A 21,743-nucleotide genomic window follows, 5' to 3' on the forward strand; every position below is an offset into this window, starting at 1 on the left:
CGCTCATAGCTCAGCTGGATAGAGTACCTGGCTACGAACCAGGCGGTCGGAGGTTCGAATCCTCCTGAGCGCGCCATCTAAAGTGAAAAACCCAGCCTTTGGCTGGGTTTTTTGCGTTTACGGGGCGGCAAAAATCAGTGCTTAAGTCAGCCACAACATTAACGTCATAAAGCCTAAGATCGCCCCGCTAAACGACAGTATGTAGATATACCCTTGTTGCCCCTGCTTGATGCGGTAGCCCTTGCTGCGTAGATACACCGTCCACAGCAGGCAAAGCACCAACGGGATCAGAAACAGCCTTGCTATCATGCTATTTTTCCTCACGTTTGTGTTAACTCTAGCGTGAAAACCCGCTGCCTTCCACAGGGGGAAATTATTTCGGTTTGATCACAAACACCGCAGGGTAAAATAGGTACACTAGCGTTTGGTTATTTTTTATACGAGCGTTTATGTTGCGGGCCGTTATCCGCTTGAGTCTGTTGTTCCCGTGCTACGCTACGGCGCTATGGGGGATCACCATTCCTCAATGGTTAGAACAAGAGTCGCAGCAGTTAGTGCAGGAGCTCAACAGCGGGGTAGGGCAAAGCCAAAACCCCGAATTCATCAAAGCGGAATACCGCTACGGTGAAATGACCTTCTACTACCGCTCGTTGATTCATGATCCCGCCACCGCATTTGGTGCCGTGGTTGAAGACCATCAAGAGCAGGTCTTGCGCCAATATTGCAACAGCGACTACTACCGGCAGCGCTTAGAGGCCGGCCTGAGCTATCGGCATATCTATCAAGGCCCACACGCGCCAGAGCCGATGCAGATCACCGCTGAGCGTTGCGCCAGCTTATTTTATTGAACGCGGTCGAGTAACGACGGCGTTCAACGTTACTCCCAGAGGAAACTACGTGCAGTTAACCAGTTTTAGTGATTTTGCTTTTCGTGCCTTGTTGTACCTCGGCACCTTGCCTGAAGGTGAGCTTACGAGCATCAGCAAAGTTACTGACGTCTATGGCGTATCTCGTAACCACATGGTTAAAGTGGTGAATAAGCTAGGCCATGCCGGGTTTGTTACCACCATTCGTGGGAAAAACGGTGGCATCAAGCTGGCGATGAAACCCGAAGCGATCGTGCTTGGGGAAGTGGTTCGCGCTCTTGAACCGTTGAAATTGGTGGACTGCTCCAATCCGTTTTGCCACATCGTACCGGCTTGTAAGTTGAAAAACGTGTTGGTCGAGGCCGGTAATGCCTTCTTGGCCACGCTGGATAACTACACCTTAGCCGATATGCTGGGTTCCGATCGGGATGAGTTGTTGGTGTTGCTGCAACCGCCATCGTAAGCAGCCACTGTGCTGAGCCTTAGCCTAACCGGCTTATTTGTCGCCGCCTTTGTTTCTGCCAGTCTTGCGCCTGGGGGATCCGAGGCGGCGCTTGTGTATCTGCTGCAACACACCCCCGCCGATCTGTATCTGCTGGTTGCGATTGCAACCGTTGGTAACACTTTAGGGTCGCTCACCAGTTATGCGCTAGGGCGCTGGCTGCATCAAGCTAAAAGCCCAACGGAACTTTTAAAGGGCAAAGAAAACAAAGCAATAGAATTAATTGAGCGTTATGGTCAATGGTCATTACTGCTGGCGTGGTTGCCGTTGATTGGCGATGCATTGCCGTTGCTCGCCGGCTGGTTTCGCTTTAATTTACTGCTTAGCACTCTGCTTATTTTTCTTGGCAAGTTGTTGCGTTATGCGGCCTTAAGTGCCGTCACCCTCGGGGTGCTGCAGCAACTGTAACCCTTATCTACATGGAGGTTTTATGCGCCCAATGCGTTCGTTTCTTGCGGTAGCCGTTGCGTCGGCTTTATTCCTTGGCGGCTGCGCCAATCAACCCCAGGCCGAACTGCCTCGTGGCGTCTCCTTCATCGAGAACAATCAAGCGGCGAGCGACAGCATTCATATCCCTTACCAGAAGTACCAGCTGGATAATGGCTTAACGGTACTGCTGAGCCCGGACAGTTCGGATCCTCTGGTGCACGTTGATGTGACCTACCATGTTGGCTCTGCCCGTGAGCAGCTAGGGAAATCGGGATTTGCCCACTTCTTCGAACACATGATGTTCCAAGGTTCCACCAACGTCGCTGACGAGCAGCATTTCAAGTTGGTGACCGAATCCGGTGGTACCCTTAACGGCACCACCAATACCGATCGCACCAACTACTACCAAACCGTACCCAATAACCAGCTGGAAAAAATGCTGTGGCTTGAAGCGGATCGGATGGGCTTCTTGCTGCCAGCGGTTACCGAGCAAGCATTCGAAACCCAGCGTTCAACCGTGAAAAACGAACGCGGTCAACGGGTTGATAATCGCCCTTATGGGCGCTTATGGGAGCGAGTTGGGCAGGCGATGTACCCTGCGGATCACCCATATTCCTGGCCAGTGATTGGCTGGATGGACGACTTGGATCGGGGCACCGTTGCCGATCTGCGTCAGTTCTTCCAGCGTTGGTACGGCCCCAATAACGCCACCTTAACCATTGGTGGCGACATCGATGTGGCGCAAACCCTCGCGTGGGTTAATCAGTACTTCGGCACCATTCCTCGCGGCCCAGAGGTGGTGGATGCGCCCAAGCAGCCCGCAAGCCTAGACGCCGATCGCTATATCTCGATGGAAGATAAGGTGCACCTGCCGCTGCTCTACGTCAGCATGCCAACGGTTTATGCTCGCCACGATGATGAAGCGGCACTGGATCTGTTGGCGCAGATCTTGGGCGGGGGGAAAACCTCGATTTTCTATAAAAATTTGGTGGAAAACGGCTACGCGGTGCAGGCGCAAGTGAGCCACCCTTGTCGTGAATTAGCCTGTGAAATGAGCCTGTTTGCGGTAGCAAACCCCGCCAAAGGCGCCAACTTAGCGCAACTGGAGCAGATCATTCGCGACTCCGTGGCTGAGTTTGAACAGCGCGGCGTCACGGCTGAGGATCTGCAAAAAGCCAAGGTCGCGAATGAAACCGAGACCCTGTTTGGGCTGCAAAGCGTGCGCGGTAAGGTCAGCAGCTTGGCCTACAACCAAACCTTCTTCGGTCAGCCGGATCTGACGGCCGAGGATCTGGCTCGCTACAATAAAGTGACCGCAGCTGACGTATTACGAGTTTTTAATCAGTACGTTAAAGATAAGCCTGCGGTGATCATGAGCATCGTACCGGAAGGGCAAACCGAGCTGATCGCCGCCGCCGATAACTGGGTGGCCCCAGCGGTAACGCCGGATCTTACCAGCCTTGGTATGGCCGAGAGTACGGCGGTAGCAGCCGATGATTTTGATCGCAGCAAGGTGCCCGCCGCGGGGGCGAACCCAGTGATTGAACTGCCAAGCCTGTGGCGACACACCTTGGCCAATGGCATCAAGATGATCGGCACTCAATCCACGGAAACCCCAACCACTGAGATCTTAATTGCACTGGACGGTGGGAACCGCTTGTTGGCTCCGGAACAGGCTGGGCTGGCCAGTTTAACGGCCGCCATGTTGGGTGAGTCCACCAGCACGCTGTCGACGTCAGAGTTTGCTCAAGAGCTGGAAAAGCTGGGCTCGACCATTGCCGTAACCAGCAGTGGCTATCGCACCTATGTGAGCGTAAGCAGCTTAAGCCGTAACCTTGATGCCACCATGGCACTGTTGCAGCAGCGGTTGTGGCACAACGGCTTTACCGAAGCGGATTTTGCGCGGGTAAAACAGCAGCAGTTACAGGGGATCAAGCAAAGCGTTAATCGCCCGCAGTGGTTGGCTGATGTTGCGTGGTCGAAACTGTTGTATGGCCAAGACAACCCGCAGGGCTGGCCAGCACAAGGCACCTTACAAAGCGTGCAGGCGCTGACGTTAGCGGACGTCAAAGGGTATTACCAAGAGCAGTTTAAAGCGGGTAATGCGTCGGTCGTCACCGTGTCTGATCTGAGCCAATCGCAGCTGCAGCAAGCGTTGGCGTTTTTAGGCCAATGGCAGGGGCAAGCGAGCAAACCGAAGCCACTGCAGCCGTTGCCAACGCTGCAACCGAAAATCTTCTTGTTGGATAAACCCGGTGCGGCTCAATCGGTGATCCGCATCGGCAAGCGCAGCAATAAGTTTGATGCCACCGGCCAGCATTTCTTAGCGGGGTTGATGAATTACCCATTAGGCGGTGCGTTCAACAGCCGCATTAACCTCAACTTGCGGGAAGACAAAGGCTACACCTATGGGGCTCGTACCGGCTTTAACGGCGGCCCAGAGCTGGGGCAGTTTATCGCCCGGGCTGACGTTCGTGCCGATGCCACCGCCGCGTCGGTGCAAGAGTTCATTACAGAAATTAAGCAGTACCACGACAGCGGCATTCGTCCTGACGAGCTGGCGTTCATGAAATCCTCTATCAGCCAGCGAGATGCGTTGAAGTTTGAAACTCCCGGCCAAAAAGCGCGCTTCCTTGGCCAGATCCTACGCTATGATCTGGCAGACGATTACGTGCAGCAGCAGGCGCGGATCATCAACAGCGTCACCGCAGAGCAGCTGAATCAATTAGCAACGCAAGAGTTAGATCTGCAGCAGATGTCGATTCTAGTGGTTGGCGACAAAGCAACAAATTTGGTACCTCTGCAACAGTTAGGCTATGAAGTAGTAGAGCTAACGCTGTAAACTAGCGGGAGTTGTGGCATTAAACGGGTGGCGGTAAGTCACCCGTTTTTATTCTAAATAAAGAGAACTGGATTGAGCGATTTTACTCAGGCCGTGAACACTCTCCGGCAGCCTCAGTGGCAGGGTCCTTTAACCCAGCTTACTCGAGGCATTGAGCGTGAAACGTTGCGGATTGAAAGCAACTGCCATCTGGCCCAAGATCCGCATAACCCCGCTTTAGGCGCGGCGTTAACACACCCGTGGATCACCACCGATTTTAGCGAATCGTTGCTCGAGCTGATCACTCCGGTGTACCAAGATCCGGATCAGTTGCTGCAGCATCTGGCTGATGCCCACACCTACGTGTTGAAAAACATCGGCGATCAACGCCTGTGGCCACTGTCGATGCCTTGTTTCTTAGATCCGAACACACCGATCCCGATTGCCCAATACGGCAAGTCGCACGTCGGGCGGATGAAAACCACCTACCGCATCGGCTTACACCATCGTTATGGTTCGCAGATGCAGGCGATCTCCGGCCTGCACTTTAACTTTTCGTTGCCACCGCAGCTGTGGCCAGCGTTGGGCATCGCGCAGGACGACCAAGCGGCGATCACCGATCGTTACTTCTCGCTGCTGCGCCATTTCCGTCGTCATGCATGGGTACTGGCGTACCTGTTTGGTGCCTCGCCTTCGCTGTGTAAATCGTTCTTAGGCGATGCCCCATCCAGCCTGCCGTTTATTGAAAACCGTGGCACCGTGTATCTGCCCTACGCCACCTCGTTGCGGATGAGCGATCTGGGTTACACCAACGCCGCCCAAGATGCGTTGTCGGTGAGCCTCAATGGTTTGGATGAGTACGTGCGCGATCTTAAGCACGCCATCAACGTGCCCTCTGCCGATTACGCCAACATCGGCGTGAAAGAGGCGGGAGAGTACCGTCAGCTCAACAGCAACGTGCTGCAGATCGAAAACGAACTGTACGCGCCGATGCGCCCCAAGCGCACCGCCGCCAGTGGGGAAACCCCATCGGATGCATTAGCGCGGGCAGGGATCGAGTACGTAGAAGTGCGGGCGCTCGACATCAACCCCTTTGCTGAGCTGGGCATCGACCGCTCGCAAGTGCTGTTACTGGATCTGTTCCTGTTGGATGGCTTGATGCTGCCAACGGCACCATTAACGGAGCGTTGCACCGCTGAAAACACCCGTAACTTTGATGACGTTGTGCTGGATGGGCGTCGCCCCGATAAGCAGCTGCAATATCAAGGTCAGCCACGGGCGTTAAGCGATTGGTTGGCAGAGCTGTTTGGCCGCTGGCAGCAGCTGGCGCCAATCTTAGATGAAGCCAATGGCGATAACCGTTACCGCGAGGCTCTGGCCCAGTGGCAGCCGTGCATCACCGATCCTGAGCAAACCTTGTCGGCCAAAGTCTTGGCGACCTCGTTGCAGCAAGGCCACGGCCGCTGGGCCTGTGATCTGGCGAGTCAGCATCGACAAACCTTGCTCAATCGCGATTACCAGCGTTTAAGTGCAGAGCAGTTGGCGCAAGCCGCCGAACAATCCCATGCCAAGCAGGCGCAAATTGAGGCCGCCGATCGCGGCAGCTTTGATCAGTTCTTGGCTGATTACTTTGCTAAATCTGCCCAGTAATCGGCATTTCGGCTGCGCGTGGCTTGCGGCATCGCCACTAAGTCGTTGCTAACACCCAGCCAACAAAAAACGCCCCGCAGCATTCGCTGTGGGGCGTTTTTGTATTGCAGCCAAAGGCTGAACGGAACCGAGGCCGATTTAGGCCAGTGCCATCGAGCCACCTAACGCCAAGAACACAATGGCGCAGACGCGATTAAAGCGACGCTGCGAGGTGGGGTGCGCTAAGCGGTTGGCTAAGCGGCAGCCTCCCATCGCCACCAGATTCAAAATGATGAAATCAACGGCGGTGAAGGTCAGGCACAGTAAGGTGAGCTGTGGCGCCAGTGGTTCGGCGGGGCGCAAGAACTGCGGAAACAGTGCCGCAAAGAACACCAAGCCTTTGGGGTTGCTGAGCCCAACCGTGAGGGTTTTCAAGAACAGCTTCAGCGGCTGACATTCTTGCTCGGCAAAGCTGTCGCAGGAGAGATCATTGGTTTTGGCACGCCATGCGTTGATCCCTAACCAGATCAGGTAGGCGGCGCCACCGATCTTAATCATCTCAAACAGCATCGGTTGCTTGCTGACCAAGGTGCCTACCCCAGCGGCAGACAGTGCCATCACAATCAAACCAGCTAGGTTAGAACCAAACACAGTATAAAGTGCTTTACCGTGGCCATAGCGCACGCTGGTGGACAGGGTCATCAAGGTCATAGGCCCGGGGGCGGCCAGCAGCACCACAATGGTGGCCAGATAGATCAAGTACAGCTCTAACGACATGGTATTTGATGTTCTGAAAAACGAAGCGCGCATTAAAACAGCGTCACTGGGCGCTGTAAAGTGGGTCGGCTTCAAGTTTTTGCTCTAAGTGGTGGCAGATTTCATTGCCATGAGCTGACGCACGGCCTTGATAGAACGGTTGTGATTCGGCTGGCAATAACGCTGATGTTGTGATGTTGGTGGGCAAACGGGCAAAAAAATACGAGAAACCCCTGCCGGTTGTTTCTCGCTAATAGGAGGATAATGATGCTGAACGAATGATTCGGTTCATTAACTATGACTGCGCCGCTTTTCTTTGGTTCCGTAAGCAGGCACAATTTTTTCAGTTGTCCGTTTGAGTCGTAAAAGCCTGTGAATTATCTAAAGAAGTTAACCCCGCTGTTGCTTGGGCTGCTGTTAGTTGGCTGTGCCACTTCGCCGCCGCAAGATCCAGAGAACATCTGTAATATCTTCCGCGAAAACCGCGATTGGTATGAGGCGTCGATCAACACCCAAGAAAAGTGGGGGGTGCCGGTGCATGTGCCCATTGCGATGATGTACCAAGAGAGCTCCTTTAAGCACAACGCGCGCCCACCGATGCGCTATTTCTTGGGGTTTATTCCCTATGGCCGTGCGTCTAGCGCCTTGGGGTATGCCCAAGCCAAAACCATGACCTGGGATGATTACGTGCGGGAAACCGGCAACAGCTGGTCTAGCCGCACCAACTTCGCCGACGCCCACGACTTCATGGGATGGTTTATCTATAAAACCAACAAAATCAATGGTGTATCTAAGTGGGATGCCTACGCTCAATACCTGAATTACCACGAAGGCTGGGGCGGTTATAAGCGCAAAAGCTACAACCAAAAGCCGTGGTTAAAGAAGGTGTCGAAGAAGGTGGATGCCCGCGCAAAACGGTACGCGGGTCAATTCCGCAGCTGCAAAGAGGAGCTGTCTCACGGCTGGTTATGGCGGTTGTTCTTCGGCTAGGGTTGATTGGGCGCACGCGGCCAGCGAACTCCTGACGGCCTTGTGGTGATTGCCCACGGCAACGGTTCGCGCACCCCCCATGAAAAACGCCGACTCCATCGAGTCGGCGTTTTGCTTGCAAGAATCGCGCTTGGCTAAGCCTGTGGGTAACTTCAGTTGGCGTTTAGGCCAAAGAAGCGCTGGGCTTGCTTAACAATGCCGGCGCCGTCGAGCTCAAGCTCGGCGTGCATTTCAGCTTGGGTGCCTTGCTCAACAAAGCGATCCGGCAAACCCAACTGCAATACTGGCTTGGCAATGCCTTGGCGCATCATCGATTCAATTACGGCGCTGCCTGCGCCGCCCATGATGGCGTTTTCTTCAACGGTGATCAGCTGGCCATACTGGCTGGCGATCTGTTGCACCATCGCCTCGTCTAGCGGCTTAATAAAGCGCATGTTCACGACGGTGGCATCCAACTGCTCGGCCGCGTCTAAGGCGTAGCTGAGCATGGTGCCAAAGCTGAAGATGGCCAGATCGCTGTTGCCTTGACGACGGATCTCCGCTTTGCCGATGGCCATTTCGGTCATCTCGTCTTGCAGCGGCATGCCCATGCCGTTGCCACGGGGGTAGCGTACGGCCGCTGGGCTTTGCATTTTATGACCGGTGTACAGCATCTGCCGACACTCGTTTTCATCGGCTGGCGCCATGATGGTGAGGTTAGGAATGCAGCGCATAAACGACAGATCAAAGGCCCCTTGGTGGGTTTGACCGTCAGCCCCAACCAAGCCGCCGCGATCGATGGCAAACAACACCGGCAAGTTCATGATGCCAACGTCGTGGATCACCTGATCGTAAGCGCGCTGTAAGAAGGTCGAGTAGATCGCAACGACCGGCTGCAACCCTTGGCTGGCAAAACCGGCGGCTAAGGTGACCGCGTGTTGCTCGGCAATGGCGGTATCGTAGAACTTGTCGGGATAACGCTGGGAAAACTCAACCATGCCAGAGCCTTCGCTCATGGCCGGAGTGATCGCCACTAAGTCAGGATCCTGTGCGGCCATGTCACACAGCCAGTCGCCAAACACCTTGGAAAAGGTCGGCTTGCCCGGCTTGGATTTGGGCAGCTTCCACTCTTCTGGATTGAACTTAGGCACCGCGTGGTATTTGATCGGATCCTGCTCGGCAGGCTGATAGCCTTTGCCTTTTTTGGTCATGATGTGCAGGATCTGCGGCCCTTTCAGGTTACGCATGTTACCCAAGGTTGAGACCAACGCTTCCACATCGTGGCCATCAATAGGGCCGATGTAGTTAAAGCCCAACTCTTCAAACAGGGTGCCCGGCACCACCATGCCTTTCAAATGCTCTTCGGCACGGCGTGCCAGCTCTTTGATGGGGGGCATGTGCCCCAACACCTTTTTGCCGCCTTCGCGGATGGTGGTGTAGAGGTTGCCGGACATGATCCGCGCCATGTGGTTGTTTAAGGCGCCAACGTTTTCCGAGATCGACATCTCGTTGTCGTTGATGATCACCAGCATGTCTTTGTGGATGTCACCGGCGTGGTTCATCGCTTCAAAGGCCATGCCGCCGGTAATGGCGCCGTCGCCAATCACCGCCACCACTTTACGACCAAGGGCTTCTTTATCGGCGGCAATGGCCATGCCTAAGGCGGCGCTGATCGAGGTGCTCGAGTGGCCCACGCTGAAGGTGTCGTACTCGCTCTCTTCCCGCCACGGGAAGGGGTGTACCCCGCCTTTTTGACGAATGGTGTGCATTCTCTCGGCGCGACCGGTCAGGATCTTGTGGGGGTAAGCCTGATGGCCCACATCCCAAACCACCCGATCAAAAGGGGTGTTATAGACGTAGTGCAGGGCGACCGTTAATTCGACCGTGCCTAATCCGGAGGCAAAGTGGCCAGAGGAGCGCCCCACTGACTGCAGCAAAAATTGGCGCACTTCGTCAGCCAATGGCGTGAGTTGTTCCAGCGGCAGTTGACGCATCTGCTCAGGCATTAATGCCTTTGATAGCAGTGGGTAATCAGAAAGAGCCTTGCTCATTATAAGGATTCGCTTGGATAGATATTATTATTGGTTGCGCTCAATGATGTATCGGGCGAAACCTTCCAGTTGTTGGCTATTGTATGGCAACTTTGTGAGCGCTGTCAGTGCATCATGATAGAGAGTCTGCGCCACATCACGTGCGCCGTTCAAACCGAGCAGTGCTGGGTAGGTGCTTTTTTCAGCAGCCAGATCAGAACCTTGCGGTTTACCCAGTTGTTCGGTGTCGGCGGTAATGTCGAGCACATCGTCCTGCACTTGGAACGCTAAACCGATCTTTTCGGCATAGCTTACCAGTAACTGCTGATGGTCGTGATGGCATTGTGGTGCCGCCAAGGCACCCAATTCGACGCTGGCGCGGATCAGGGCGCCGGTTTTCAGTTGATGCAGCCGGGTGAGTGCGGCCAGATCAATGTTCTTGCCGGTGCTGGCCAGATCGATGGCTTGGCCGCCACACATGCCAAGGTAGCCAGAAGCTTTGGCCAACACTTTGATCATCTCAATGCGGTTGGCTTCGGCGTGGGCGGGCAACGGGCAGTTGGCGAGAATTTCAAACGCTAAGGTTTGCAGCGCGTCACCGGCTAAGATGGCGGTTGCGTCGTCAAACGCGATGTGAACGGTGGCTTGACCACGGCGCAAATCGTCGTCGTCCATGGCCGGTAGGTCGTCGTGGATCAACGAGTAAGCGTGAATGCATTCAACGGCGGCGGCGAGGGGATCCAGGCTCGCTTCATCGGCGCCTAACATGGTGCCGGTGGCATACACCAAAAACGGGCGTACGCGTTTGCCGCCCAATAAGGTGCCGTAGCGCATCGCTTCAAGCAGTTTGGCGTCGGTTTGAGGCAACGCCGCTAAGGTGGTGTCTAAGGTGTGATTAACCCGCTGTTGGTAGTGGCTGATGGCCTGCTGCAGCATGGTTACTCCTCAGATTGGAAGGGAGCTAACTGGGCTTGGCCCTGCTGCTCGGTCAAGATGGCCACCTGCTGTTCGGCGCTGTCCAACTTCGCTTGGCTGGCGCGCACCAGCCCGATGCCGCGCTCAAACTGTTTCAGTGCTTGCTCCAGTGGCACTTCGCCTTGCTCTAGCTGCGCCACAATCTGTTCCAACTCCTGCAACGATTGTTCGAAGCTCAAGTTCTCTGGTTTTTTCGCCACAATAGTCGCTCCCGTCCTTCGATAACCGCGCCAAAGGTACTGTTTTGGCGGTGCAGATTCAATTAACTGTGTTCAAGGGTGTGAATTTTACCTCAAGCTTGCGCGGTTCCTTACCGATAAGGACAATAGACCCAATTTAATTTAGCGGATTGAACGCTGGCACTCGCGCCCGTTCAATAACACAGCAGTTAGGAGCATTTGTGGATCTGGCAACCTTAATCGGCCTGGTCGGCTCGTTTGCGTTTGTGGCGATGGCCATGGTTCAAGGCGGCGATGTGGGGATCTTCTTCAACGTCGCCAGTTTGTTCATCGTAGTGTGCGGATCGCTGTTCGTGGTGATGATGAAGTACAACATGGGCCAGTTTTTTGGTTCAGTAAAAGTGGCCGCCAAAGCGTTCATGTTCAAAATCGATAAGCCCGACGAACTGATTGATCAGTCGGTGGCCATGGCCGACTCCGCCCGTAAGGGGGGCTTTTTGGCACTGGAGGAAGTTGAGGTAACCAACTCCTTCATGAAAAAAGCGGTGGATCTGTTGGTGGACGGTCACGACGCCGACGTGGTGCGCAGCGCGCTCAGTAAAGACATTGGCTTAACCATGGAACGGCACAACATCGGCATCGATCTGTTTCGTAAGCTGGCCGACGTTGCCCCCGCAATGGGGATGATCGGCACCTTGATTGGTTTGGTGGCGATGCTGAACAACATGGAAGATCCCAAGTCGATCGGGCCGGCGATGGCAGTGGCGCTGTTAACCACCCTGTATGGGGCGATCATGGCTAACATGATGGCGATGCCGATTGCCGATAAGCTCGAACTGCGGATGAACGAAGAGATGCTGAACCGACGCTTGATCATGGATGCGGTCTTGGCCATTCAAGATGGGCAAAACCCGCGGGTTATTGAAGGCTTCTTGAAGAACTACCTGAAAGAAAAGTCGCGCACCATTGATGCCCTTAAAGAGTAATTCCGATGTCCGATGAGATGATGCCGAAAAAGGCGGCGCCGGCGGGCTCGCCTGCGTGGATGGCCACCTTTGCCGACTTGATGTCGTTGCTGATGTGCTTCTTCGTATTGTTGCTGGCGTTTTCAGAGATGGACGTACTGAAATTCAAGCAGGTGGCGGGCTCGATGAAGTACGCCTTTGGGGTGCAAAACCGCATTGACGTTACCGACATCCCGCGCGGCACCTCGGTCATTGCCATGGAGTTTCGGCCGGGGCGACCGGATCCCACCCCGATTGAGGTGATCCAGCAGCAAACGGTGGAGTTCACCCAAGACAGCTTGAACTACCAGCCCGGCGATGCGCCGCGGGTGGGGGGCATGGAAGATGGCAGTGCCGCGCAAATGGGCGGCTCGGATGCCAGCGATGCCGCCCAAGCGGCAGCGCAATCCAGTGCGCAAAGCGACGCCAAGCAAGCGGGCAAGCAGCAAAATGAGTTGGCCAAACGGGTGGCCGATGAACTGCAACAGCAGATTGTTGATGGCGCGATTGAGATTGAATCATTAGGTCAGCAGATCATCATCCGCATTCAAGAGCAAGGCGCTTTTCCGGCGGCTTCGGCCTTTTTGCAGCCGAAGTTTCGGCCAGTGATCCATAAGATCGCGGCGCTGTTGAACGACGTGCCCGGCATCATCACGGTCACCGGCCACACCGACAGCGGCAAAATCAGCAACGAGCTGTATGGCTCTAACTGGGATCTGTCCAGCCAGCGGGCGGTGGCGGTGGCGCACGAGATGACCGAAGTCGACGGCTTTGAGGAATCGCGGATGAAGGTGCAGGGCTTAGCGGAATATTACCCGATTGCAGACAACGACACCTGGGCTGGGCGCAAGCGCAATCGTCGGGTTGAAATTGCCATCGAACAGGGCAAAGCCAAAGAGTCGGCCCCGATTTCTGTGTTGCCTTAATAGCACCGCCCCCACCGTGGGCAGCAACGTTTATGCACACAAGGGAGGCCACGGCTTCCCTTGTTGCTATTTGTCGCGGCAGAACCTCGCCAAATAGCGGATTAAGCTATGCTGCAATTGAGCCAAGAGCAGACGCTGGTGTATACTCCCGCGTCTTTTTTACGCAGTGGCAGGTCCATCATGAAATTTATCGTTAAGCTGCATCCGGAAGTGATGATCAAGTCCAAGTCGGTGCGGATCCGTTTTTCCAAGCTGTTGGTGTCCAACATTCGCAACGTGTTGCGTAAAGTGGACGAAGAAACCGCCGTCAGCTTTAACTGGGATCACATTGTGGTCAACAACCGCAATGCCGATGAATCCATGCGCGATCAACTGGTGGAACGATTGCAATCGATCCCTGGTATCGCCCACTTCTTTGAAGTGACCCAGCATCGCTACGAATCCATTGACGATATCTACCAGCATGCCCACGCCGCCTTTGGCGAGCGTCTGGCCGGTAAAACCTTCTGTGTCCGTGTGAAGCGTTCTGGTCAGCACGAATTCTCCTCCCTTGACGTTGAAAAATACGTGGGCGGCGGCTTGAATCAACACACCGATGCCACTGGCGTGAAGCTGAAAGATCCCGATGTGACCGTTAACATTCAGATTGAAGGTGAACTGGCCTACTTGGTTGAGCGCCGTCATGACGGCTTAGGTGGCATGCCACTGGCCAGCCAAGAAGACGTGCTGAGCCTGATCTCCGGCGGGTTCGATTCTGGCGTATCCAGTTTCCTTACCATTAAGCGCGGCTGTCGTACCCACTACTGCTTCTTCAACTTAGGCGGTGCGGATCACGAACGCGGCGTCCAGGAAGTGGCGTACTACCTGTGGTCTAAGTTTGGCAACTCGCACAAGGTGCGCTTCTTGTCGGTGCCGTTTGAGCAAGTGGTGGAAGAGATCCTTGAAAAGGTCGATAACGGCCAGATGGGCGTAGTGCTGAAACGGATGATGATGAAAGTGGCGGCCAAGCTGGCGGATCGTTACGACATTCCCGCACTGGTGACCGGCGAAGCGATGGGGCAGGTTTCGTCTCAAACGCTGACCAACCTCAACGTGATTGATCGCGCCACCGAAAAGCTGATCCTGCGTCCGCTGATCAACTGGGACAAACAAGACATCATCGATTTGTCCCGTAAGATTGGCACCCTGCCATACGCCGAAGTAATGCCAGAGTACTGTGGCGTGATCTCACAAAAGCCAACCGTTAAGGCGGTAATGGCTAAGATTGAAGCGGAAGAGGACAAATTCTCTGAAGGTTTGGTTGAACGAGTGACTCAAGAAACCCAGTACTTTGATATCCGCGATTTGGCCAACATTGGCAAAACCGCGGCGGTTGAGATCGATACCGTACCCACTCCGGATGCGGGCGACATCGTGTTGGATATCCGCGCTCCAGAAGAGGAAGAGCAGGCACCGTTGGCCATCGACGGCACCGAAGTTAAGGTGTTGCCGTTCTTCAAACTGGCCAGCCAGTTCAACAAGCTGGATCAGCAGCAAACGTACTTGCTGTACTGCGATCGCGGCGTAATGAGCAAGCTGCAGGCGCTGTACTTGAAAGAGCAAGGCCACCAAAACGTTAAGGTGTACCGCCCGTAAGCGGCTGTCACCCAACGAACAACGCCACCGATGACGGTGGCGTTTTTGTTGCTGCGGCGCCCAATCAGCGTGGCAGCGAATGCCCTTCGCTGACTGCGAGCTGGGCGCGACTTGCGCTTATGACTGCGGTGGCTGCCACTGGCGCAGATCGGCCACGTAGCGGTTAATCAGCAGATCGAAGCCGTCTTCGCTAAAGTGGTATTGCTTCTGATAGCGAAAGCCCAGTTTTTCGATGATGCGGCAAGAGCCAAGGTTGTCGGGCAGCGCATCGGCAAAAACGTGGTTGAACTCCAGCGTCTCCTTACCGTAATGCATGCACGCCAGTGCAATTTCAAAGCCAAGCCCCTGGCCCCAATATTGCGGCAACATCCGGTAGCCCAGATCGGGCATGTTGTCTTCGTCGATGAACTTCCAACCGGCAAACCCAATCACCTTGTTGTCGGCTTTGTGCACCAAGGCGTAACGGGCGTAGCCGTGCTGTCGGTACTCCTTTAGCCAGATGGTGCGGATCACATGTTCGGCGTCGTCGATAGAGGCAATCATGCCCGCGTCGCCGGTGTATTCAGTGACCTGCTCATTACTGGAAAAAGCCAACACTGCAGGCGCGTCATCGAGGGTAAATTGACGCAAACCAAGGCGCTCGGTTTCGATAATAAAGCTCATCACAGCTCCTCATTATTGTTGTCCCTTGAAGCTAATGAAATCGCCAGATCAAATCAAATCATTACAGCCAGCAAACCATGGCTAAATTAACGGCAGAACAAGGCTATACGGCATGCAGCTGGCTTGATACTGTGGGCGGCTACGCCAAGGTGAGCACAGGAGCAAGAGATGCCGTACCGTAATGATGATGTCCGCATTAATGAGATCAAAGAGCTGCTGCCACCGGTTGCTATCTTAGAGCGCTTTCCCGCTACAGAAGCGGCCGCGAACACGGTGCTGCAAGCCCGTACCGGCATTCATAATATTCTGGCGGGCAAGGACGATCGCCTGTTGGTGGTGATTGGCCCCTGTTCCATTCACGATCCCGAAGCCGCGCTGGAATATGGTCAGCGCCTCTTGGCGTTGCGCCAGCAGCATCAAGATAAGCTTGAAATCGTGATGCGGGTGTATTTTGAAAAGCCGCGCACCACCGTCGGCTGGAAAGGGATGATCAACGATCCCGGCATGGACGACAGCTTCCGCATTAACGATGGCCTGCGCGCCGCCCGTAAGCTGTTGTTGCAGCTGAACGACATGGGCATGCCCACCGCGGGCGAATACCTGGATATGATCACCCCGCAGTATGTGGCGGATCTGATGTGTTGGGGCGCCATTGGTGCCCGCACAACCGAATCGCAGGTGCACCGCGAACTGGCATCGGGCTTGTCCTGTCCGGTGGGCTTTAAAAACGGCACCGATGGCACCACCAACATCGCGCTGGATGCCATTCGCGCCGCCAGTGCACCGCACCACTTCTTGTCGGTCACCAAATACGGCCACAGCGCCATTGTTTCCACCAGTGGGAACGAAGACTGCCACATCATCCTGCGCGGTGGTAAGCAACCCAATTACAGCAGCGAAGACGTACAGCAGGTCAGCGAAGCCTTAGTGAAGGCGGGGCTGGCAGCCAACATTATGATCGATTTAAGCCACGCCAACAGCGCCAAACAGTACCAACGGCAACTGCTGGTGGCCGAAGACATCTGTGCCCAATTAGCCCAAGGCGAGCAAGGGATCTTTGGGGTGATGATTGAATCGCATCTGGTGGCGGGGCGGCAGGATCTGATCCCAGGCCAAGCGTTAACCTATGGCCAAAGCGTGACCGATGGGTGCATCGGTTGGGATGACAGTGGCTTGGTGTTGGCGCAATTGGCCGAGGCGGTGCACGCTCGCCGCCATCGCGAGTTCAGTTAATGTGACTGCGACAGCGGCGGTTCAACCGCCGCTTGATGATGCTGGTAGCTGCGCTGGTGGTGTGGCAACGATAAGCCATGCTGCTGAGCTTGCTGCAGTACATAGCCGCTGATGTTCGCCAGCTCGGTGGGGCGAGCCGCTTCCACATCTTGCAAAGTAGAGCAGCGGTTGCTGGCGGTGGCTTTGGCCACGGTTAGGATCCGCTGTTGGCACTGCGGCGCCGTTTCACGGAAGCCCAAGGCCTGCCCCAGTTGGGCTAACTCCGTGCATAAGGCGTTGATCTCGGCCTGATAGGGCGGCGTTAACAGCACCCCATTGCTGATCCGATCGCGGGCACACAACAGGTTGATGACCGCATTGACACTGAGCTTATGCCACAACAGCAAGTCGATGTTATCCGCTTGCTGAAACCCCAATCGGCGTAAACATTCAGGCAGTTGAGTTTGGCCTGTTAACGCCCCTGCGGCTCGCACCCCAACCCCTCGCTGCGCGACTTGCGCCTGGCCTAAACGCACTGCCCCATCGGTTACGCTGCCAGCCCAAATATTATGTTGGGGGTAGCGCGCCGCTAAAGCGTGCTGTGGCCCCATGCCGTTGTGCAGCAAAATCAAGGGGATGTGCTGGGGTAACCACTGCAACACCGGCGTTGCGGCCGCAATGGCATGTTGGGCTTTGGTCAACAGCAGCACTGCTGTGGGTTGGCAGGGGAAGTTACTGGGTTGGTGCACCACATCGTGTTGGCTGTGGTGGCCATCCAGCCACTGCAGCTGGTGTGACTGGCAGTGGCTTGACGTTGGCGTGGCTGCGCTGGGGCGGCGCAACAACACGGGGGTGATCCCTTGCTGTTGCAGTAATCCCGCATACAGTTGCGCCATGGCTCCGGCGCCGATCAGTGCGACGGTTTCGGCCATTGCTGAGCCATCAAAAGCAGCAGGTAAAACAGGCAGGCACCGGACAGATCCGCGGCCAGATCCAGCCATTCGGCGCTGCGGTAGGGCAGGTAGTACTGGATCACTTCAATCAAACCGGCGTAATAGCTGAGCAACAGCAGTTGCCAGCGTCGCTTTATGCCACTGGCCAGTTGCAGCAAGGCTGCCAAGCCAAAGAAGGCGGCAAAGTGGCTGATTTTATCGAAGTGGGGCAGGCCGTGGGCCACCTTCACTGGTTGTGAAAACACCAGATAGGACACCACTAATAGCGCCGACAGCAACATGGCTCGGCCTAGGAATCGTTGCCCACTGCTGGGGCGAAAAAGAAAATCCAACATGGCGGCGATGTTACTTAAAGCGCCGATCGCTGTCACTGTTTTCTCTGCTTGCTGGATTAAGCACCAACACAATTGCGCCAGTACAGAAGGATTTAGGGTAAACTTGGCGGCAAATTGTCAATCCAACATTAGAGGCCTGTATGCCATCCTTTGATATCGTTTCTGAAGTGGATGCGGTGAACGTTCGCAACGCCGTTGAAAACGCCACTCGTGAAGTAAGTACCCGTTTTGATTTTCGCGGTGTAGAAGCGGAATTTGTGCTGAAAGATCTGGTGGTAACCCTTAAGGCCGAAGCCGAATTTCAGATCAGCCAGATGGAAACCATTTTGCGTGGCAACTTGGCCAAGCAGAAGGTGGATGCCAACGCGATGGAGCTGGCGAAGAAGTGTGAATTTACGGGTAAAACCGTCAGTCGCAACGCCACCTTCAAGCAAGGCGTGGACAAAGAGTACGCCAAGAAGATCGTGAAACAGATCAAAGAAGCCAAGTTGAAGGTGCAAGCCTCGATTCAAGGCGACAAGGTGCGCGTTACCGGTAAGAAGCGCGATGATTTGCAGCAAGTGATGGCACTGCTGCGCAGCGGCGATCAAGATCAGCCGTTGCAGTTCGACAACATGCGCGACTGATTGTTTAGCGCGCGAAATATCAAAAGGCGATGCCAGTTGGCATCGCCTTTTTTGTTTCAGCTCCCAGCTCAGTGATCCAACTGATTTGAAACAATCGTCTTGTTGGTTGGCATCAGCGGGAGAAATTAAAGGAGCTATTCAAGGCTATCCGCCGCTTGATGTATCTCGAGCGTTCTGAATAAGCCGGTTGCACACTAGACATCAGAGTACGTTCGAAGGGGGATAGTCAAATGTGGGTCTTGTACGTTTGGTCGCTTTGTCACTTGCTTCTCTGTGGCGGCGATTAAATCACCTCCAAACAATAGGTTAAATTCACTACGCCACTATAAAAGCAAATCTTAAGGGTACTGACTGATCAGCGGTTGACCATAGCTGTTTGGGTATACCTAATGAAACCTATGGTAGATTAATGAGATGAGGGCTTTGGTACTTGAGTTAGGGAATATTTATGGGGTGTTCGATAGCTGAGTTGAAAGCTTTGGCATTAGCTGGTAATCAACCTACTTCAGCGTTGCTTCAGCAAGCTTACTTCATTGCTGTTGAGTTGAACGATTCATCAGCTAAGGAGTGGTTTGAGATGGAGCTAAATGGTTATCCTTCTTATGAATCTATTCCTCACTATAGAAAGCTCAAGGGTGAACTTGTTGGCCTAGATCGGCAGCAGTTAGAAGTGGTTGTTAAGGGTTTTATAGAAGCTTTTGATAAAGAAGATAAGCTGAAGGTATTTACGCTCTCGGAAGATATTTTGCAGATAGAGTCTTGGTTACAGCAACCTCAGCCGAGACTGCGTAAGAAGATTGGGCAACCTCTGTTGCAGACCATGCAAACCTTGATGAAGTGTCCACATGATTTTGCTGTAGCCATTAACATTTGTTCATTGAATAAGGTTACCTCTACAGTAAGAACTAAAACATTGGAGTGGATTGCGTCACTGCCAGATAGGGATTCTGGTGATACTGATTATGTCAAAGCGTCTGATAAAGGCTTCAATACTGTCTTTAATGGTCCAGTAACCCAAATACTTGCACCCGTGAACGGTGAAAATGTAGCAGTGGGTAATTCTGGTAGTGAGATAGTTCAAAATAAAATCAATGAAGAGAAGGTTCATGCTGCTGCCCCAAAGTCCACGATTGCTACTTGGGTTGCTCCCATAGTTTGCGGTGTCATTGTGGCAGTCATTTCGCTTCTTATTTCAAACCACTTTAAGTGAATCATATCGACTTTACTTGTTACAATTGGTGGGTAAAGCGTGATCATCATCTGATATTATGCGCGACTAGATTTTCTAGCGCGCGAAATATCAAAAGGCGATGCCCGTGGGCATCGCCTTTTTTGTGGCTGTGGCTTGGGCTTATTTCACCAGAACGGTGATCTTCTGCGACAGCACCGGTTGCTCGTGGGGGATGTGCAGGTGGTTGCCCAGCAGCAGTTGCAAGGTGTGTTTGCCCGGCGTCAGTTCGAGGGTTGTTTCCGTTTGGCCGCCGCCAAAATGCTTTACCTGTTCGGTGGCAGGCAGTGGCTGGGTCATGTCTGGCAGGGTATCGACATCAATCAAAATGTGGTGATGGCCGGTGTTGGCTTTGGCTAACCCCGCTGGGGATACGCCCATGCCGCGCAGGCCAAACTGCACCGTTAATGGCGAAGTTACGGTGTCGCCATCTTGCGGGCTGATGATGTACACCTGAGCATCGGCGGGGGCACTGCTGCGCAGACTGCTGGTGTCGATCCCCTTGGTATCGGCACTGGTGGCGATGCCAAGGGGCAAACAAACGGCGGCGAGGGTGAGGATCAAGCGTTGCATGGGCGACTCTCCTTGAGATTGGCTTCAAGGAGTATATACGCTGGCGCTTGCTTAGCTTGGTTTTGCCTCGCGGCACTGGGGCTGTGCGGGCGCTTGTTGTTGCTGTTGCCGATGCACCATGGCGATCAGCACCAATACGGGCAAGCCCATAATGCTGACCGCCACAAAGAAGCCAACGTAGCCGAGGGCATCCACCATCACCCCAGAAAAGCCGGCGATGAATTTAGGAAACAGCAGCATCATTGACGACAGCAGCGCGTACTGAGTGGCGCTGTAGGCGATGTTGGTGAGGCTCGATAGGTACGCGATAAAGGCACTGGTGGCGATCCCTGCGCTAAAGTTGTCTGCCGATATTGCCAAGGTGAGCAGCGGCACGTTGTGGCCAACCAGCGCCTGCCAAGCAAACAGTAAATTGGTGCTGGCCACCAGCAGCCCCCCTAAAAACAGCACCTTGATGGTGCCATAGCGGTACACCAACACCCCACCAACGGCGGCACCAGCGAGGGTCATCAGCACCCCATAGATTTTTGAGATGGCGGCCACTTCGCCTTTGCTGAAGCCCATGTCGACGTAAAACACATTGGCCATCACCCCCATCACAATGTCGGAGATCCGGTAGGTGGCGATCAGCGCGAGGATCAGCAGCGCTTGCTTACCATAGCGTTGGAAGAAGTCGGCAAAGGGGGCAACAAACACCGCCGCCAACCACGCCAGTGGCGCAGGCAGGTGGGCGTATTGCTGCACCAGCTGCTGCTGGTTGGCTGCGCGTTCGATGTCTGGCTCTCGGCACAATAAGGTGGCGAGCACGCCAATGCCCATGGTGGCGGCCATCGCCAGATACGCGGCTTGCCACGCTTCAACCCGATAAACGCTGGGATCCGGATCGGCCCACGCGGCAATGGCTAAGGCGCCAGCGCCGGAGAAGATCATCGCTAAGCGATACCCCATCTGATAGGCCGCAGCCAGCGCTGCTTGCATCTTTTCCGGTGCGGCTTCAATCCGAAATGCGTCCACGGCGATGTCTTGGGTGGCCGAGGCAAAGGCCACCACAATGGCCAGCAGCACCAATTGTTGGAGATCCTGTTGTGGATCCGAGCTCGCCATCATGGCTAACGCCAGCACCAAGGTGGTTTGCGACAGCAGCAACCAGGCGCGGCGGCGACCCAGCCAGCGAGTCAGCAGCGGAATAGGGAGCCGATCAACCAACGGTGCCCACAGAAACTTGATGGAGTAGGTCATGGCCACCCAGCTTAAAAAACCGATGGTGGCTCGTTCGATGCCCGCTTCTCGCAGCCAAAACGAGAGGGTGCCGAACACCAGCGCCAATGGCAGGCCCGAGGAGAAGCCAAGGGCGAAGAGGGTGAGTACGCGCTTGTGGGCGTACACCGACAGGGCGGCGAAACGTTGGCGGAGTATGGTCACAAGATCCTTT

The 21,743-nt window shown here is 54.7% G+C and carries 22 protein-coding genes; 12 read left to right on the forward strand and 10 right to left on the reverse strand.

Annotated features, from left to right (window positions below; translation table 11 throughout):
• Window positions 1–141 precede the first annotated feature (141 nt).
• Window positions 142–309, reverse strand: a complete 168-nt coding sequence (locus Q0796_RS15025; protein WP_298444631.1) for a hypothetical protein — start codon at window positions 307–309, stop codon at window positions 142–144.
• Between the two features lie 140 nt (window positions 310–449).
• Here Q0796_RS15025 and Q0796_RS15030 point away from each other — a divergent pair, with 140 nt between their 5' ends.
• The 5 genes from Q0796_RS15030 to gshA all read left to right on the forward strand — a co-directional run bounded on the left by Q0796_RS15030 (window position 450) and on the right by gshA (window position 6,268).
• The gene (locus Q0796_RS15030) at window positions 450–848 is read left to right on the forward strand and encodes a hypothetical protein (RefSeq protein WP_298444633.1); all 399 of its coding nucleotides are present in this window, start codon (window positions 450–452) and stop codon (window positions 846–848) included.
• Between the two features lie 49 nt (window positions 849–897).
• Entirely contained in the window at window positions 898–1,329 is a 432-nt protein-coding gene (gene nsrR, locus Q0796_RS15035) for a nitric oxide-sensing transcriptional repressor NsrR (RefSeq protein WP_298444634.1), read from the forward strand.
• Window positions 1,330–1,338: 9 nt separating this feature from the next.
• On the forward strand, window positions 1,339–1,776 hold the full coding sequence (locus Q0796_RS15040) for a YqaA family protein (RefSeq protein WP_298444635.1): 438 nt from the start codon (window positions 1,339–1,341) through the stop codon (window positions 1,774–1,776).
• 31 nt (window positions 1,777–1,807) lie between these two features.
• Complete coding sequence (locus Q0796_RS15045) at window positions 1,808–4,639, forward strand: pitrilysin family protein (RefSeq protein WP_298444726.1); 2,832 nt, start codon at window positions 1,808–1,810, stop codon at window positions 4,637–4,639.
• 72 nt (window positions 4,640–4,711) lie between these two features.
• Entirely contained in the window at window positions 4,712–6,268 is a 1,557-nt protein-coding gene (gshA, locus tag Q0796_RS15050) for a glutamate--cysteine ligase (RefSeq protein ID WP_298444637.1), read from the forward strand.
• A 138-nt stretch (window positions 6,269–6,406) separates the two neighbouring features.
• Here gshA and Q0796_RS15055 read toward each other — a convergent pair whose 3' ends face one another.
• Window positions 6,407–7,024, reverse strand: a complete 618-nt coding sequence (locus Q0796_RS15055; protein ID WP_298444638.1) for a LysE family translocator — start codon at window positions 7,022–7,024, stop codon at window positions 6,407–6,409.
• 351 nt (window positions 7,025–7,375) lie between these two features.
• Between Q0796_RS15055 and Q0796_RS15060 the strand changes: the two genes are divergently transcribed.
• A complete protein-coding gene (locus Q0796_RS15060; protein ID WP_298444640.1) occupies window positions 7,376–7,993 on the forward strand; it encodes a hypothetical protein in 618 nt (205 codons plus the stop codon).
• A 152-nt stretch (window positions 7,994–8,145) separates the two neighbouring features.
• Here the strand turns inward: Q0796_RS15060 and dxs are convergent, their stop codons facing one another.
• The 3 genes from dxs to xseB are packed head-to-tail and all read right to left on the reverse strand — an operon-like array spanning window position 8,146 to window position 11,177.
• On the reverse strand, window positions 8,146–10,023 hold the full coding sequence (dxs, locus tag Q0796_RS15065) for a 1-deoxy-D-xylulose-5-phosphate synthase (RefSeq protein ID WP_298444641.1): 1,878 nt from the start codon (window positions 10,021–10,023) through the stop codon (window positions 8,146–8,148).
• 27 nt (window positions 10,024–10,050) lie between these two features.
• Window positions 10,051–10,938 (reverse strand): (2E,6E)-farnesyl diphosphate synthase, encoded by an 888-nt coding sequence (gene ispA / locus Q0796_RS15070; protein ID WP_298444643.1) that lies wholly within the window; start codon window positions 10,936–10,938, stop codon window positions 10,051–10,053.
• Window positions 10,939–10,940: 2 nt separating this feature from the next.
• Window positions 10,941–11,177 (reverse strand): exodeoxyribonuclease VII small subunit, encoded by a 237-nt coding sequence (gene xseB / locus Q0796_RS15075; RefSeq protein WP_298444645.1) that lies wholly within the window; start codon window positions 11,175–11,177, stop codon window positions 10,941–10,943.
• Between the two features lie 200 nt (window positions 11,178–11,377).
• Between xseB and pomA the strand changes: the two genes are divergently transcribed.
• From pomA to thiI, 3 genes are all read left to right on the forward strand, one after another.
• A complete protein-coding gene (gene pomA, locus Q0796_RS15080) occupies window positions 11,378–12,142 on the forward strand; it encodes a flagellar motor protein PomA (protein ID WP_298444647.1) in 765 nt (254 codons plus the stop codon).
• A 5-nt stretch (window positions 12,143–12,147) separates the two neighbouring features.
• Entirely contained in the window at window positions 12,148–13,086 is a 939-nt protein-coding gene (locus Q0796_RS15085) for a flagellar motor protein MotB (protein ID WP_298444649.1), read from the forward strand.
• A 180-nt stretch (window positions 13,087–13,266) separates the two neighbouring features.
• Window positions 13,267–14,721 (forward strand): tRNA uracil 4-sulfurtransferase ThiI, encoded by a 1,455-nt coding sequence (thiI, locus tag Q0796_RS15090; protein ID WP_298444651.1) that lies wholly within the window; start codon window positions 13,267–13,269, stop codon window positions 14,719–14,721.
• A gap of 117 nt (window positions 14,722–14,838) precedes the next feature.
• Here the strand turns inward: thiI and Q0796_RS15095 are convergent, their stop codons facing one another.
• The gene (locus Q0796_RS15095) at window positions 14,839–15,384 is read right to left on the reverse strand and encodes a GNAT family N-acetyltransferase (protein WP_298444653.1); all 546 of its coding nucleotides are present in this window, start codon (window positions 15,382–15,384) and stop codon (window positions 14,839–14,841) included.
• A gap of 168 nt (window positions 15,385–15,552) precedes the next feature.
• On the opposite strand from Q0796_RS15095, the gene aroG reads away from it, so the two are divergent.
• Complete coding sequence (aroG, locus tag Q0796_RS15100; protein WP_298444654.1) at window positions 15,553–16,617, forward strand: 3-deoxy-7-phosphoheptulonate synthase AroG; 1,065 nt, start codon at window positions 15,553–15,555, stop codon at window positions 16,615–16,617.
• On the opposite strand, the gene Q0796_RS15105 is transcribed toward aroG, so the two are convergent.
• Together Q0796_RS15105 and Q0796_RS15110 are read right to left on the reverse strand one after the other, a co-directional pair.
• Window positions 16,614–17,528, reverse strand: coding sequence for a 2-dehydropantoate 2-reductase (locus Q0796_RS15105; RefSeq protein WP_298444656.1), 915 nt, complete (start codon window positions 17,526–17,528; stop codon window positions 16,614–16,616). The two genes, aroG and Q0796_RS15105, sit on opposite strands and share 4 nt — an antisense overlap.
• Complete coding sequence (locus tag Q0796_RS15110; protein ID WP_298444657.1) at window positions 17,507–17,920, reverse strand: VanZ family protein; 414 nt, start codon at window positions 17,918–17,920, stop codon at window positions 17,507–17,509. Before Q0796_RS15110 ends, Q0796_RS15105 begins: the two co-directional genes overlap by 22 nt.
• Window positions 17,921–18,024: 104 nt before the next feature.
• On the opposite strand from Q0796_RS15110, the gene Q0796_RS15115 reads away from it, so the two are divergent.
• Window positions 18,025–18,510, forward strand: coding sequence for a YajQ family cyclic di-GMP-binding protein (locus tag Q0796_RS15115; protein ID WP_298444659.1), 486 nt, complete (start codon window positions 18,025–18,027; stop codon window positions 18,508–18,510).
• A gap of 448 nt (window positions 18,511–18,958) precedes the next feature.
• Window positions 18,959–19,720 (forward strand): hypothetical protein, encoded by a 762-nt coding sequence (locus tag Q0796_RS15120; protein WP_298444661.1) that lies wholly within the window; start codon window positions 18,959–18,961, stop codon window positions 19,718–19,720.
• A 141-nt stretch (window positions 19,721–19,861) separates the two neighbouring features.
• Here Q0796_RS15120 and Q0796_RS15125 read toward each other — a convergent pair whose 3' ends face one another.
• Both Q0796_RS15125 and Q0796_RS15130 read right to left on the reverse strand, forming a co-directional pair.
• Complete coding sequence (locus Q0796_RS15125) at window positions 19,862–20,311, reverse strand: DUF4399 domain-containing protein (RefSeq protein WP_298444663.1); 450 nt, start codon at window positions 20,309–20,311, stop codon at window positions 19,862–19,864.
• Between the two features lie 51 nt (window positions 20,312–20,362).
• Window positions 20,363–21,733, reverse strand: coding sequence for an MFS transporter (locus tag Q0796_RS15130; protein ID WP_298444665.1), 1,371 nt, complete (start codon window positions 21,731–21,733; stop codon window positions 20,363–20,365).
• Window positions 21,734–21,743 lie beyond the last annotated feature (10 nt).

Source organism: uncultured Ferrimonas sp., from assembly GCF_947489035.1.
GTDB lineage: Bacteria > Pseudomonadota > Gammaproteobacteria > Enterobacterales > Shewanellaceae > Ferrimonas.